This is a genomic window from Pantoea sp. M_10 (genome assembly GCF_008631515.1).
GTDB lineage: Bacteria > Pseudomonadota > Gammaproteobacteria > Enterobacterales > Enterobacteriaceae > Pantoea > Pantoea anthophila.
Window position 1 is genome coordinate 681,293 of the sequence record NZ_VWUL01000001.1, and the last position, 14,353, is coordinate 695,645.

Annotated in this window: 12 protein-coding genes and 1 pseudogene; 5 read left to right on the forward strand and 8 right to left on the reverse strand. The window is 57.8% G+C overall.

All coding sequences use genetic code 11. The annotated features are described in order from the left end of the window. Positions 1 to 7: 7 nt before the first annotated feature. Together F3I47_RS03215 and F3I47_RS03220 are read right to left on the reverse strand one after the other, a co-directional pair. On the reverse strand, positions 8 to 601 hold the full coding sequence (locus F3I47_RS03215; protein WP_150029649.1) for an SH3 domain-containing protein: 594 nt from the start codon (positions 599 to 601) through the stop codon (positions 8 to 10). Positions 602 to 1,668: 1,067 nt separating this feature from the next. Further along, positions 1,669 to 3,189: an aldehyde dehydrogenase family protein gene (locus F3I47_RS03220; protein WP_150029650.1), complete on the reverse strand. Its 1,521-nt coding sequence runs from the start codon at positions 3,187 to 3,189 to the stop codon at positions 1,669 to 1,671. A gap of 232 nt (positions 3,190 to 3,421) precedes the next feature. Between F3I47_RS03220 and F3I47_RS03225 the strand changes: the two genes are divergently transcribed. Beyond that, on the forward strand, positions 3,422 to 3,985 hold the full coding sequence (locus tag F3I47_RS03225; RefSeq protein WP_150029651.1) for a class I SAM-dependent methyltransferase: 564 nt from the start codon (positions 3,422 to 3,424) through the stop codon (positions 3,983 to 3,985). Here F3I47_RS03225 and F3I47_RS03230 read toward each other — a convergent pair. Then, positions 3,973 to 4,695 carry a glutamine amidotransferase gene (locus F3I47_RS03230; RefSeq protein ID WP_150029652.1) on the reverse strand — a complete coding sequence of 241 codons (723 nt, stop codon included), beginning with the start codon at positions 4,693 to 4,695 and terminating at the stop codon, positions 3,973 to 3,975. The genes F3I47_RS03225 and F3I47_RS03230 overlap by 13 nt on opposite strands. A 163-nt stretch (positions 4,696 to 4,858) precedes the next feature. On the opposite strand from F3I47_RS03230, the gene F3I47_RS03235 reads away from it, so the two are divergent. Then, positions 4,859 to 5,743, forward strand: a complete 885-nt coding sequence (locus F3I47_RS03235) for a DMT family transporter (RefSeq protein ID WP_046101638.1) — start codon at positions 4,859 to 4,861, stop codon at positions 5,741 to 5,743. A 43-nt stretch (positions 5,744 to 5,786) separates the two neighbouring features. Further along, a complete protein-coding gene (locus tag F3I47_RS03240; RefSeq protein ID WP_150029653.1) occupies positions 5,787 to 7,166 on the forward strand; it encodes a CoA transferase in 1,380 nt (459 codons plus the stop codon). 1 nt (position 7,167) lies between these two features. Here F3I47_RS03240 and F3I47_RS03245 read toward each other — a convergent pair whose 3' ends face one another. The 5 genes and pseudogenes from F3I47_RS03245 to ghrA all read right to left on the reverse strand — a co-directional run bounded on the left by F3I47_RS03245 (position 7,168) and on the right by ghrA (position 10,088). Further along, positions 7,168 to 7,734, reverse strand: coding sequence for a molecular chaperone (locus tag F3I47_RS03245; protein ID WP_150029654.1), 567 nt, complete (start codon positions 7,732 to 7,734; stop codon positions 7,168 to 7,170). A 28-nt stretch (positions 7,735 to 7,762) separates the two neighbouring features. After that, a pseudogene (locus F3I47_RS22445) lies at positions 7,763 to 7,954 on the reverse strand (phosphatase); the annotation flags it as partial. 54 nt (positions 7,955 to 8,008) lie between these two features. Next, a complete protein-coding gene (locus F3I47_RS03255; protein ID WP_046101635.1) occupies positions 8,009 to 8,212 on the reverse strand; it encodes a hypothetical protein in 204 nt (67 codons plus the stop codon). A gap of 157 nt (positions 8,213 to 8,369) precedes the next feature. Continuing rightward, positions 8,370 to 9,107: a phosphatase gene (locus F3I47_RS03260; RefSeq protein WP_150029655.1), complete on the reverse strand. Its 738-nt coding sequence runs from the start codon at positions 9,105 to 9,107 to the stop codon at positions 8,370 to 8,372. A 39-nt stretch (positions 9,108 to 9,146) separates the two neighbouring features. Next, positions 9,147 to 10,088, reverse strand: coding sequence for a glyoxylate/hydroxypyruvate reductase GhrA (gene ghrA, locus F3I47_RS03265; RefSeq protein WP_150029656.1), 942 nt, complete (start codon positions 10,086 to 10,088; stop codon positions 9,147 to 9,149). A gap of 211 nt (positions 10,089 to 10,299) precedes the next feature. Between ghrA and treA the strand changes: the two genes are divergently transcribed. Both treA and F3I47_RS03275 read left to right on the forward strand, forming a co-directional pair. After that, a complete protein-coding gene (gene treA, locus F3I47_RS03270) occupies positions 10,300 to 11,985 on the forward strand; it encodes an alpha,alpha-trehalase TreA (RefSeq protein WP_140028354.1) in 1,686 nt (561 codons plus the stop codon). Between the two features lie 193 nt (positions 11,986 to 12,178). Then, positions 12,179 to 14,278 (forward strand): TonB-dependent siderophore receptor, encoded by a 2,100-nt coding sequence (locus tag F3I47_RS03275; RefSeq protein WP_150029657.1) that lies wholly within the window; start codon positions 12,179 to 12,181, stop codon positions 14,276 to 14,278. Positions 14,279 to 14,353 lie beyond the last annotated feature (75 nt).

Below are 14,353 nucleotides of genomic sequence, written 5' to 3' on the forward strand. Positions count from 1 at the left end.
AGTGCGATTAGTTAATGATCCAGGTTCCGCTGCTGCTGTTCTGGCAGGCAGTGCTGTCACCGTTGACCGCGACGCAGGTCTTCTTCTTGCTGCTGCTGCGTGCACGGCGTTTTGGCTGATCGGCTTTCACGGTCTGATCGTAAAGCTCGCTTTTCACGACGGCGCGGAACGGCACATACCCTGCCAGCTTAACGGAGGCCTGTGGCGCAGCCGATGGCGTCGCCTCTTTCGCGCTGGCGGCATCCTTTTCCGGTTCCGCAGCGGCCTGAGCCGGTTCACCCAGCGCCAGCCAGTTGTTCTCTACCTGACCAATGACGGTGTAGCTGTCACCGCTTTTCAGGGTCTCAACCACTTTGCCGCCAAAGCTGGGCTGGCTCATTACCGAGGCAGGATAGAGCGCACGGTAAGGCTGATTCACCGGCGTGAACTGGGCTGGCGGTTTAATCGCATAGCGGTGGCTGATCGCCACGCCATCGACTGTGCTGGTTACCAGCGTGTCATCCGTCATTTTTGGGGGCGTTTTACAGCCCGCAAGAGAGAAAACAACCATCAGGCCTAATGCAATGCGGAGCTTCACCATATTTTTCATGTTGTGTTCCATTCGTACCTAGAAGAGTGGCCAGGGGCCGGGTGTCAGTAATGAAAATCGGAGGGTGTTAAATGTCTGGCCGCTGATTAGTACCAGACCAAAAAGCAATCATTAAGCAGATTGCGCTGAATTAGCGTCTGCACTGCTGAAAAACGATCAACAAAGATTAAGTATGAAAAGCGACTTCGGCAGGCTAAGGCAGAGACGGGAAGAAATTACGCCTGAATGTAAATGATCAAATTGTTGATCTATTTCTTTCCGACAAAATTCCTGAGGCAGGGTAAATCCAGAGATTACTTAAGCCATCCATGACAGAAAAACTTTCGCGTTGACAATTCAGACGTCGCTGAAAGTTTAAGCAGACCGCACCAGCCACCCTTCCCTGACCGCTGTTAGTTGTTCATTTTAAACACTTTATCAATCCATGATCTCTCATAGCTACCGCACGAGTCAGGAAAATCCTGCCCGTGAGCCTGAAACCAAAATCCATTTGTAAATATTAGCTGCAAGTTTACATAAGACTGACGAAAATTCAACGGCACGGTTTTGGTGCAAAAAACATCAGATTTCATTAACTAATTTTGTTAATACAAATCTGCCTCACTTTTAACCATCTACATAGGAGTAATCTTAACAAGTTGCGTTAATATGAAGTATTTTTACTCAAAAATATGACAGGGCTGAAATCAGCATTAATACCTCTCATGTAATGAGTGGCGCTATTAAGGAAAGATCAGAATGATTCGTGCCCCGGAAGCAGAGAGGCATCGGGCGTCGGTTCGCAAAGGAGGATTCGTATAAATGCCAGTTTATCAATACGTTAATATATTGATGTAGTGCCTGGCCGCAGCCAGGCACCCGGCGTGGGGAGGGGAAAGTAAGCGAAACGTTAAATAAACATGCTAAATTTTTTAACAGACTGATTAATTGTTCTTTACCGGGCCGTCTGACGGTTCCCGAAGGCAAAAATCACCCGGTACATTACATCCTCTAATCGTACAAAAACCACGCCGTAGCGTTGTTCAGCGGTGATAGCGGAGAGGAATGAGAGCCGCAGGCAGCGGCTCCCCGCGTCAGGTTCAGAAAAAACCGAGCGGTTCGATACTGTAGCTGACCAGCAGGTTTTTGGTCTGCTGATAGTGATCCAGCATCATTTTGTGGGTCTCACGCCCAATCCCCGATTTCTTATAGCCACCAAAGGCCGCGTGCGCCGGATAGAGGTGATAGCAGTTTGTCCAGACGCGTCCGGCTTTGATTGCCCGGCCGACCCGATAAGCGCGGTTGATATCGCGGGTCCAGACGCCTGCCCCCAGCCCATAGATGGAGTCGTTGGCGATGCGGACGGCTTCAGCTTCATCCTTAAAGGTGGTGATGCCGATAACCGGGCCAAAGATCTCCTCCTGGAATACGCGCATGCTGTTGTTGCCTTTCAGCAGGGTCGGCTGAATGTAGTAGCCACTGTTGAGGGAATCATCCAGTTTCTCGACGCCTCCGCCCACCAGCACCTCCGCGCCCTCCTGCCGGGCCACGTCCAGATAGGAGAGGATTTTATCAAACTGCTGCTGTGACGCCTGGGCTCCCACCATCGTCTCTGTATCCAGCGGATCGCCCCGTTTGATGGTTTTCACCCGCTTCATGACGGCCGCCATGAACGGCTCATATATCGACTCCTGCACCAGCGCCCGTGACGGACAGGTACAGACTTCGCCCTGGTTCAGGAAGCCCAGCACCACGCCTTCGGCTGCTTTCTCAATAAAGCTCTCTTCCGCCTGCATGATATCTTCAAAGAAGATATTGGGAGATTTCCCCCCCAGTTCGACTGTAGAGGGGATCAGGCTCTTCGCCGCCAGCTCCAGAATATGACCGCCGGTGGCGGTTGAACCGGTAAAGGCAACTTTGGCAATGCCGGCGTGGGACGCCAGCGCCTCACCCGCCTCTTTACCAAACCCGTGCACCACGTTCAGCACCCCCGGCGGCAGCAGGTCTTTGATCAGATCGACAAACACGGTGATCGACAGCGGCGTCTGTTCCGCCGGTTTCAGCACCACACAGTTCCCTGCGCCCAGCGCCGGGGCCAGTTTCCAGGCCGCCATTAACAGCGGGAAGTTCCACGGGATAATCTGCGCCACCACGCCCAGCGGCTCATGGAAATGGTAGGCGGCGGTGAACTCATCGATCTCCGCCGCACTGCCCTCCTGCGCCCGGACGCAGCCGGCAAAATAACGGAAGTGGTCGACAGCGAGGGGCAGATCCGCCGCCAGCGTTTCGCGCACGGGCTTACCGTTATCCCAGGTTTCATAAACCGCCATCGTCTCCAGATTCGCTTCAAGCCGATCGGCAATTTTCAGCAGCAGCAGCGCGCGTTGCTGCGGAGAGGTTTTGCCCCAGGCTTCTGCGGCCGCCGCGGCCGCTGCCACCGCATTATCCACATCAGCCACGTCTGAGCGCGGGAACTCACCGGCCTCAGACCCGTTTACCGGCGAGGTATTGGTGAAGTAGTTGCCGTTCACCGGCGCGACGAATTCACCATTAATAAAGTTGCCATAATTCTTTTGTAACGTGATCAGAGAACCCTGTTCTCCCGGGGCGGCATAACGCATGGTCATTCTCCTGACAGGTGACTGATGTAACAATGACGAAACTTATTATTAACATGAATGATCATCGCCAGCCTGTCAGTTCCGATGACCGGAAACTGTGACCGCGCCGAAGGAATCGTCGCTTCCGCTTCGTTTATAGAAAATTCCGACTTTTTTCGGAAAGGCTGGCAAATAAGAAACTAGTGCGTCACAAAGGGGTCAACGAGAGGATGAATTCATTCGGGAGATAAGCATGCTGGCTTCGGCTTTTACCCAGATGCGCGCTAAAGCCAATTTCGTGCATCAGTTTATCCGCAATCCGCGCATGATGGGCAGCATAACGCCATCCTCAGAGGCGTTATGCCGCACCATGATTGCCTCGGTGGCGTGGCCTGAAACGTTACGGATTGCCGAGCTGGGCGCGGGCGATGGCGTCCTGACACGGCGGATACTGGCAAAGATGTCCCCTGACGCCACGCTGGATGCTTTTGAGATCAGCGCTGCGCTGGCCGACCAGCTCAGCGCGCTGGACGACACGCGCATGACCGTGCGCACCTGCTCCGCGGAGTACCTGAACGGGGAATATGATGCGATCTTCTCCGGCCTGCCACTGCTGTCCTTACCGCCCGCTCTGCGCGAAGCGATCCTGCGGGCGGTGTTTAATGCCCTAGGGCCGGATGGGATCTTCGTGCAGTTTCAGTACACCTCACTGACCCAGCCCGACCTGTCGCGTTACTTCACCTGGGAACGTGAGCGGGTGCTGAAAAATGTGCCACCCGCCTGGGTTTATCGCTGCCGGCGTCACTACGCGCCCTGAGCCTGCGCTGCGGCCGGGCGCGTCTGTTGCCAGAACTCCACCAGCAAGGCACGCGCCCAGTCTTTCCCCTCGATAACGTCCCCGCCATCAGACAGCCCTTCCGGCAGACAGACGTCCATAATGTGCCGTGAAAATTCGGGATGAAACTGCACCGACAGCGCCTGCGGGGCGTAACGCACAATCTGGCAGCCATCCTGCGCCGATGCCGCCAGCACCTGCGCCTGAGGCGGCGGAGTGATGACCGACTGCCGGTGTGACAGCCAGACGCTGAACCCGGCTGGCAGACCCTGCAGCAGCGGATCGCGCTGCGCCTGAGCGCTGCAGCGGATTGGGAGCAGGCCGCGTTCCCAGCCATGCGGATTATCCGCCACCTCGCCACCCAGCGCATACGCCATCAGCTGGTGACCATAGCAGACACCCAGCAGCGGCAGCTCCTGCTCAATGGCTGCCCGGACCCAGGCCGCACTGCGCTCACTCCACTCCTCATGATCGGTGACCATCGCCCAGGAGCCGCTGAGGATCGCCCCGGAAATTTCATCAAAAGCCGGTAACGCTTCACCGAGATGGGGCCGCACAATCAGGTACTCATGGGGTTGCAGGTCGAGGGCGTCGATAAACCAGCGTGGCTGTTCACCAATCTGCGAAACAACGTTAGCGGGCGGGACTTCAAGCTGAATCAGGGCAAGGGGTAAAGCGGGCGTCTGGGTCATACCGAATCGGGTCCTTTTCAGAAGTCGTGTCAAATCAGTCTGCCAGCATCACGTCCGAAAGTCTCACCGCTGCGCGCAGAAAATTTTTTCCGGCATTGGCTGGAATGCCGCAGTTCGTGCCATCATTAGCGGGCTAAGCAAAAAACATCGAAAGGATATTATCGTGGCTGTGCGGCATTTTTTTCTGATTCTGATGGTGGTCTCTGTCTGGGCCTTCAACAATGTGGCGGTGAAATGGGGCCTGCTGGAGCTGCCGCCCCTGTTTCTGACCTTTATGCGTTTTCTGGTCGTCGCCGTGGTGCTGGTGCCGTTTTGCCGTATTGAACGTAAGCAACTGCCCTGGCTGCTGCTGCTGGCTTTCACATTCGGGTTTATGCACTTCTCGCTGCTGTTCGTCGGCCTGCGCTACACCGATGCCGGCACCGGCGCGATTGTGGTGCAACTGGGCACGCCGATTGCCATGCTGCTGGCGATGCTGGTGCTGAAAGAGAAGCTGAAGCTGGTGCAGCTGATGGGCATTATGATCTCGCTGAGCGGTGTGGTGGTGCTGTCAGGCAGCCCGACGATTCCGTCGTGGTGGGTGCTCTGCCTGCTGTTGTGCAGCGCCACCGGCTGGGCTGTCAGTAACCTGATTGTGAAGAAGTCGCCGCCGATTAAGCCACTGACCATGACCGGCTGGATTGCCTTTCTGGCGATGCCGATTGTCGGTGCCTCCAGCCTGGTGATGGAGTCGAATCAGCTTTACGCCCTCGAACATGCAGGCTGGCACGGCTGGTTCGCCATTCTTTACAGCGCCATCGCCTCGTCAATTATTGCCTACACGCTCTGGTATGTGCTGCTGAAAAAATATAACGTCAACCTGATCATGCCCTACTCCCTGCTGACGCCGGTGTTGTCGGTGCTGATGGGCATCGTCGTACTGGGGGACAGTCTCAACCGCTTTAAGATTATCGGTGCCTCGCTGGTGATCCTTGGCACGGCCATCGCCGTGCTTAACCTGCGTAACCTGCGCATGCACGCCCGCTTCCCGCGCCTGCGGCGGCGTTGATCCGGCGTGCTATGCTTGAGAAAACGTACTCAGGGAGCACAACATGGATTCAGCGCGCACCGCCTCACTCTGGCAACAGATGGTGCAGGGATTGCAAGGCAGCGATAACGTCTGGCCTCTCCCCGCTTTTATTGATCGTTCAACATTCTCATCCGCGTTTGCCGTCAGTGAACTGGCGGCCACCAGCCTGGGTCTGGCAACCCAGGCGGTGGCGGCGCTTCTCGCCACCGCCCGCCCGACTTATCCCTCCCCACCTGTTACCGTCAACGTCAGGCAGGCGTCACGCTGGTTCCAGCAGAGCTTTCATCCGTTAAACCGCCCGGCCCCGGCAATGTGGGATGCTTTTGCCGGAGACTACCGCAGTCGCGACGGCTGGATCCGCCTGCATACCAACGCGGCTCATCACCGGCTGGCGATGGAGCAGGTACTGGGCACCCACGCCGATCGCCCGGCGCTGGCGCAGCAGGTTGAGCAGTGGCAGGCCAGCGAACTGGAGCAGGCAATTATTGATGCGGGAGGCTGTGCCGCCAAAATGCGCAGCGCTGAAGCCTGGCAGCAGCATCCCCAGGGTCAGGCGGTGCAGCACGAGCCGCTGTTTGACTGGCACATGACGGCTGCAGCGCCCGCGCCCGCGTGGCCGCTGGCTGAGGCGCGTCCGTTACAGGGGATCAGGGTGCTGGATCTGACACGGATTATTGCCGGCCCCGTCGCCACCCGCTTTCTTGCCAGCCTGGGTGCCACGGTACTGCGCATCGATCCGCCCGGCTGGGCGGAGCCGACGCTGGATGAGGAGATGAGCTGCGGCAAGCGACGTGCGGTGCTCGACCTGACACAGCCGGTCGATCGCGACCGGTTTATCCGCCTGCTGCGGGACGCCGATGTTCTGGTACATGGCTATCGGGCCGATGCGCTGGAGCGGCTCGGTTTTGACGCCGAAACCCGCCAGTCACTCTCACCGGGCCTGGTCGATGCCAGCCTGAATGCCTGGGGCTGGCAGGGGCCGTGGCGCAACCGGCGCGGTTTCGACAGTCTGGTGCAGATGGGCTGCGGCATTGCCGAACGGGGCATGCAGTGGCAGCAGAGCGATAAACCGTGCCCGCTGCCGGTCCAAGCGCTGGATCATGCCACCGGCTATCTGCTGGCGGCCGCGGTGCTGGAGGGATTACGGCGGCGTCTTACCGGGGGGCACGGCAGCCAGGTCCGGCTGTCACTGGCGCGCACCGCATGGCTGTTGCAGCAGCATGCCGCAGGCCAGCACACCGGCTCGGGCATTGTGCCTCAGGTGAAGGACAACCTGCCCTTCCTGGAGCTGACGCCATGGGGGATTGGCGTCCGGCTGCGCGCCGCCGCCTGGCTGCCCGGCACGCCACAGTTCTGCGCAACGCCGGGGTGTGTGCCGGGTACGCACCCGGCGGCGTGGTGACTCAGGCGTCGGGCTGCTGTTCGTTACTCTCAAGCAGCTCGTTGTACATCACCTGAATGGCTTCGCGGCTCAGCATCGCCAGCGTGCGGTAAAACGCGGTGGTGGCATGCGCTTCCACTTTGCCCAGGAAAGCCCCGCACCACGGCAGCAGATACTCTTCGAACAGCGCCAGCTGTGCCGCGCTCTCATCTTCCGCCGACTGATCTTCCAGCCATGACGCAGAGAGCAGCAGAACACCAAAGTGATCCGCGGGCGCATCGCTCAGTGGCATACCGCGCGAGGAGAGAAACGCCCGCACTTCCGGCTCGGTTTTGCCTTCAGGCCACTGTGAAGCGTAAGGCGACACGTTACAGTCGCTGCCAACAAACAGCGCGTTGTAATCAGCGGCCAGCGCCTGAGGATCGCTGTTCTGTTGCAGACGGGTCAGCAGCTCATCCTGCTCCAGCGGCCACTGTGACTGCAGCTTACCCTCGCGTAGCAGGGTAAACAGCGGGACCAGCAGCGGGTCCTGCGGCTGACGATTAAACAGAGAGCCGATCACGCGGCACAGAATGGAAAACTCATTCATGAGTCAGATTTCCTTGAGGCAAAGTAAGTTAAAAGTCAGCCAGTTCAGCAATATGTTTGCCGCTGCGCTGCTCCAGAAAGTCGAGCTGGCGGCGCGGCGTGACATTTAACACCCGATCCTCCGGAAAATCCACTTTACGGGCGATGCGCAGGCAGTGTTCAAAATGGCCCAGCGTAAATGCAGTGTGGGAATCGGAGCCAAACGCCAGCCATCCACCGGCATTATAAGAGACTATCTCACAGGGTGTTCAGGAGAGGGAAATAGCTATGCACTGTCATTCCCTGTGCTCCCCTCTGGCTTTACCAAGGAAATAAGCGGCTCCATACCCCATCAAAACAGAACCAAAAAAGCCGCATAGCTTCAGAGCCAGACTATCAAACAAAAATAGCGAAGCGAGAGCCAGGAAACTCATCGCTGCTGTTATCGTCCCCTCAAGAAGGTGTGCCGAAAATTTACCCAGCCATTTTGCAAACTTCATTATTGATCCTTCGGCACGTCTGAGGGTGACTATTGATATAACCGAGGCAGGGCTGTTCAGATACGTTGGGTAGTATCCGAATAAAGTCATGCTTTTCAAACCAGAGAAAGATGGCCCTGAAAAGCCCCTATGCGGGGCTGAGTTCCCGACGAAGCAGTTAAAAGTCAGCCAGTTCAGCAATATGTTTGCCGCTGCGCTGCTCCAGAAAGTCGAGCAGGCGGCGCGGCGTGACATTTAACACCCGATCCTCCGGAAAATCCACTTCATGGGCGATGCGCAGGCAGTGTTCGAAATGGCCCAGCGTAAACGCGGTGTGGGAATCGGAGCCAAACGCCAGCCGTCCACCGGCGTCGCGCACCGCGGCGGCAATCGCGCGACAGTTAGGTTCGCTGCCGGGACGCGAGTGGGTAAAGGAGGAGTTGTTCAGTTCCAGCGCCACGTCATAATGCGCGGCAGCTTCAGCGATAGCCGGGATATCGACCGGGAATTTCGGGTTGCCCGGATGGCTGATGATGTGAACCTGTCCGCTGGCCATTGCGGCGATCATCGCGTCAGTGTGCTGTTTTTTGTCGCGCGGCGCATAAACCGGCTCGTGAAAGCCGGCAACGATCAGATCCAGCGCATCAAGCATCGGGCCGGAGCAGTCGATCTCCCCCTGCTGATTTTTAATGTTGGCCTCAATACCGCGCAGAATCGCCACGCCCTCGATCACCCGCGGCCAGATGCGCATATTCACAAAGTGCCAGTAGTGCGGCGCGTCAGCCATGTCAGGGCCGTGATCGGTAATGGCAAACAGTTTCAGGCCCGTTTGCTTCGCCTGAGCCACATAGTCGTGCAGCGTGCTGTAAGCATGTGTGCTGGCAACAGTGTGCATATGCAGATCTACCGGATACATTCTTCTCTCCTCCTGAGCGGCCCTGACAGGGCCGGTTAGTTAATAGCCGCGCTGCCGATCCACCCTGCCCTGCGGCGTTTCGCCTGCCTGGTCCTGAGTAATGGCGCGGGCAATATAGTCGATCGCTTCGTCGATCAGCGTGACCGCCGCATTATGGGGGGTAATTGTGACGCGCGGATGGGACCAGAGCGGATGCGCTTCAGGAAGCGGCTCCACCTGAAACACATCCAGGGCCGCCGCTTTCAGCTGACCACTCTCCAGTGCCGCCAGCAGATCCGCTTCCACCACCTGTGCACCGCGTGCGATGTTGAGGAAGAACGCGCCGTGCGGCAGCTGCGCTAAAAAGTGCTGGTCGATCAGGTTAATCGTCTCCGGCGTGCTCGGCAGCAGGTTGATTAACACCTGCGTCCCCTGCAGGAACGGCTGCAGAGCATCGCGACCGGCGAAGCTGGTGACGCCGTCAATGGTTTTCGGCGAACGGCTCCAGACGCGCAGCGGGAATCCCCAGGGCTTCAGGCCCTCGGCGACGCTCTGCCCCAGCACGCCCGCCCCCAGAATACCAACGGTAAAGGTTTCACGCGTATAGGGAGGCAGCGGCTGCCAGCACGCCTGCTGCTGCTGAAGCCGGTAGTCGTCAAAGCGGCGGAACCAGGTCAGGACGCTATGGACAGCATACTCCTGCATCTGGCGCGCCATGCCGGTATCTTCCAGCCGATAGAGCGGCACGCTGTCGGGCAGCATCTCCGGATGCTGCTCAAGCTGTTTCAGAATCTCATCGACGCCCGCGCCGAGGGCAAAAACGCCGCGCAGGGTGGCCCGTCCCCGCAGCATCTCTGCGGGAGGAGAACGGACCAGCGCATAATCGGCCGGCCCCTCATCGCCTGGCTGCCAGGCACGCACCCGCGCCTGTGGCAGACGCTGTTGTAAACCCCTAATCCAGGCCGTTGCAGACTGCGACGGGTGATACCAGATGATCTCCATCCTGCTCTCCTTTTTTTTCTTTCAGCGTCAGGGAAAATCCCGGTCAGCGCAAGAAAAAACCCGCGTCGGGCAGGGCTTTTTACCCTAAAAATAATTCCCGTGGCTTCACATTTCCGGCTCGCTTCAGGGTGAAGTGTCAGGATACGGTCTAAAGTTGGTCCTGTGGTCAATGCGTTACGCGCGGCCGCATTTCGGACAAGGAGAAAAACCGATGACAAAAATTGAGGTAAACGCCGCCCCACGGCGTCAGCGTTATGCGCCCTTTCTGCTCACTCTGCTGCTGAGCGTACCCGCCTTCACTGCTCATGCCGACGATCACAGCCGCATGCTGGATAATCAGCCGCAGCCGCCAGACGTTCGTCTGGGGCCGCTGTTTAATGCCGTGCAACAGGCGAAGTTCTACCCGGACCAGAAAACCTTTGCCGATGCGGTGCCGAAATTTGATCCCGCGTCGATACTTGCCGACTGGCAGATGCAGAAGAAACAGCGCAATTTCGATCTGAAGCGTTTTGTTGATGCCAACTTTACCCTGCCCGCCGCAGGCGACAAATATGTGCCGCCAGCCGGGCAAAACCTGCGTGACCACATTGATGGCCTGTGGCCGGTGCTGACGCGCACCACCAGCAGCGCCGGACAATATGACTCGCTGCTTCCGCTTCCCAAACCCTATGTGGTGCCGGGTGGTCGCTTCCGCGAGATCTATTACTGGGACAGCTACTTCACCATGCTGGGACTGGCCGAGAGCGGACACTGGGATAAAGTGCAGGATATGGTGGATAACTTCGCCTCGCTGCTTGACCGCTACGGGCACATTCCCAACGGCAACCGCAGCTACTATCTGAGCCGCTCGCAGCCGCCATTCTTCAGCCTGATGGTCGATCTGCTGGCGACGCATGACCAGGGCAAAGCGTACAGCCACTACCTGCCTGAACTGCAGAAAGAGTATGACTACTGGATGGCGGATAGCGACAAAGTGGCGGCGGGCACGGCCAGCAAGCGGGTGATTAAGCTGGCGGATGGCACGCTGCTTAACCGCTACTGGGATGCCCGTGATGTGCCGCGCACCGAGTCCTGGATGGATGATATCGCCACCGCGCAGAAAGCGCCGCAGCGCAATAAAGCGGAACTCTACCGCGAGCTGCGCTCCGGGGCAGCATCGGGATGGGATTTCAGTTCACGCTGGTTTACCGATGCGCATAATCTCTCCACCATCCGCACGACGCAGCTGGCCCCGGTTGACCTGAACAGCCTGCTGTTCCATCTGGAGCAGACGCTCTCTAAAGGGTACCAGATGAACAAACAGAGCGATCTGGCGAAGCAGTATGCCGATCGCGCAGAGAAGCGCCAGGCGGCGATTAACCGCTATCTGTGGGACAGCAAACAGAACTGGTATGCCGACTATGACTGGCAGAAAAAGCAGGTTCATCCGCAGCTGACCGCGGCCACACTGTTCCCGCTCTATCTGCAGGTCGCCAGCGATAAGCAGGCGGAAAGTACCGCCAGCGCGGTAGAGAAACAGTTGCTGAAGCCAGGCGGGCTGGTCACGACCACCGTAAACAACGGTCAGCAATGGGACGCCCCTAACGGCTGGGCACCGCTGCAGTGGGTTGCAGTCGAAGGACTGGAGCATTACAACCAGCCAGAACTGGCTAAAAAGGTGGGATTACGCTTCCTGCAAAATGTCCAGAGCACCTATGACCGTGAGCATAAGCTGGTCGAGAAATATGTCGTTGAAGGCAAAAATCTCGGTGGCGGCGGCGGCGGTGAGTACCCGCTGCAGGATGGCTTCGGCTGGACAAACGGCGTAACGCTGAAACTGCTGGATAAGTACTGCCCGAAAGATAAAACCTGTAACAGCGCCCACGATATTCCTCAGGCGTCAGCCTCTCAGCCCTGATTAGTCTCTGAATACCTCTGGCCTGGCCGGAGGTATTCTTTCCTCACTTCAGCGAATTTTACTTGACGTTCTCTCATCCACAGGCAAAATTGCAGCGTTTTTACAAAAGGTAATAATTCTCATTATGATAATGAGATTATGTATCAACAAACTGACTACACCTGCCTGAACCTTTGTTAAGAAAGGAATTTCGATGAAACTGTCATTGCCGCTGAAAGGTTATGTTCCCCTCTGCACTCTGGTGCTGGCCGCGCCTGCCCTGAGTTACGCTGCCGATATGGTCGTGACTGCCCAGCCGCAGGAAGATGCGACCTCTCCCACCCAGGGCTATCTGGCAACCACCAGCCAGGGCGCAACTAAAAGCGATCGGCCGCTGGTGACCACACCGCAGTCAATTTCGGTTGTGACCCGTCAGCAGATCCAGGACCAGGGGGCACTGACCCTGAATCAGGCGCTGGGCTACAGCTCCGGTGTCTTTACTAACTTTGGCGGTGCCGCCACCCGTTACGACACCATCGCGCTGCGCGGCTTCCACGGCGGCGATGTCGATAACACCTTCCTCGACGGCATGCGGCTGATGAGCGACGGCGGCAGTTTCAACATTCTGCAGGTGGATAACGCCTTCCTTGAGCGCGTCGACGTGATCAAAGGCCCCTCTTCGGCCCTTTACGGCCAGACGGTGCCTGGCGGGCTGGTAAACCTGGTCACTAAGCGTCCTCAGTTCGCGGAAGAGGGTCACATTCAGCTGCAGGCGGGAAGCAATGCCACCACCGGCACGATGTTCGACTACACCAATGCCATCAACGACCAGTGGGCGTACCGTCTGACCGGCGTGACCCGCAACAGCGACACCCAGTACGATCACACCCGCGAAGAGAAATATGCGCTGATGCCGCAGCTGATGTGGCAGCCGGATGAAGATACCCATCTGATCCTGAAAGCCTATCTGCAGAAAGATCCCTCTGGCGGCTATCACGGCTCCGTCCCGGGTGACGGCAGCATCACCGAACACAACGGCTATAAGCTGAGTAAGGGATTCTATGAGGGCAACAGCGACCTCGACCAGTTCAAACGCCGCGAGCAGATCTACAGCTTCGATTTCGCCCATCGTTTTAATGACGTCTGGTCCTTCTCCTCAACCGGCAGCTACAGCCACTCGAATGTCGATCTCGATCAGGTCTATCAGATTGGCTGGGACAAAAATAATCCCGATCTGCTGAACCGCTACTATTCCGGTGAGCGCTCTTCGCTGGCGGCATGGGCTACCGATAACCGTTTACAGGCGGAGTTTGCCACCGGTGAACTGGAGCATCGCGTGACGCTGGGTGCTGAATATCACCGCTACAAAAATGAGATCTCCGCGGCAGGCGGCTCGGCTTCACAGCTGAATGCCCTGACCGGCGAGCAGGTCGGTGACATGCCAGCCTATACCTGGGCGGATAAAACCCGTCGTTACTACCAGACCGGCCTCTATCTGCAGGATGAGATGAAGCTGGATCGCTGGCATCTGGATCTCTCTGGCCGGTACGATCGCATCGTCGCCAATAACAGCGGCAGCGATCGCCGTCAGGATGATCACATCAGCGGGCGCGCCGCGCTGCTCTATGCCTTCGACAATGGCATCTCACCCTATGTCAGCTGGAGCCAGGCGATTACGCCTAACGCGCTTACCGACCGCAACAATAACCTGCTGAAACCGACCACGTCAGAACAGTATGAGGCCGGGGTGAAGTATCAGCCGGTTGGCACACGCGATCTCTATACCGCTGCGATTTATGATCTGACGCAGAAAGATGTGGCGAACCGCGACGTGCTGACGGCGACCTATACGCCATCGGGTAAAGTTCATTCCCAGGGTATTGAGCTGGAGGCGCGTAATCAGCTGACCTCACGCCTGAGCACAGTGGCGAGCTATACTCTGAATCATCTGCGCTACAAGGATTCGGTAGATGGTAATGATGGGCACACGCCTTACGTGGCGCCAAACAGCATGGCGTCTCTCTGGGGCCACTATCAGTTTGATTACGGTCTGAGTGCCGGCGCGGGCGTGCGCTACATCGGCAAGCAGTGGGCGGACAACGAGAACACTACCCGTCTGCCGTCGGTCACGCTGTTTGATGCCTCCGTTCGCGCCGATCTCGGCGCCTGGAACAACAGCCTGAAAGGAGCCTGGGTGCAGGTTAATGCGAATAACCTGACCGATCGCACCTATGTGGCCGCCTGCTACGGCACCGGCTACTGCTACCGTGGCGCTGAACGCAGCGTGATGGCGACCGTCGGTTACGACTTCTGATAAGAGCCTCCGTGATGCAACCCTCCGGCCAGCCCGGAGGGTTTTCTCCTCTGATAACCCGCCTTTTTCAGCCTC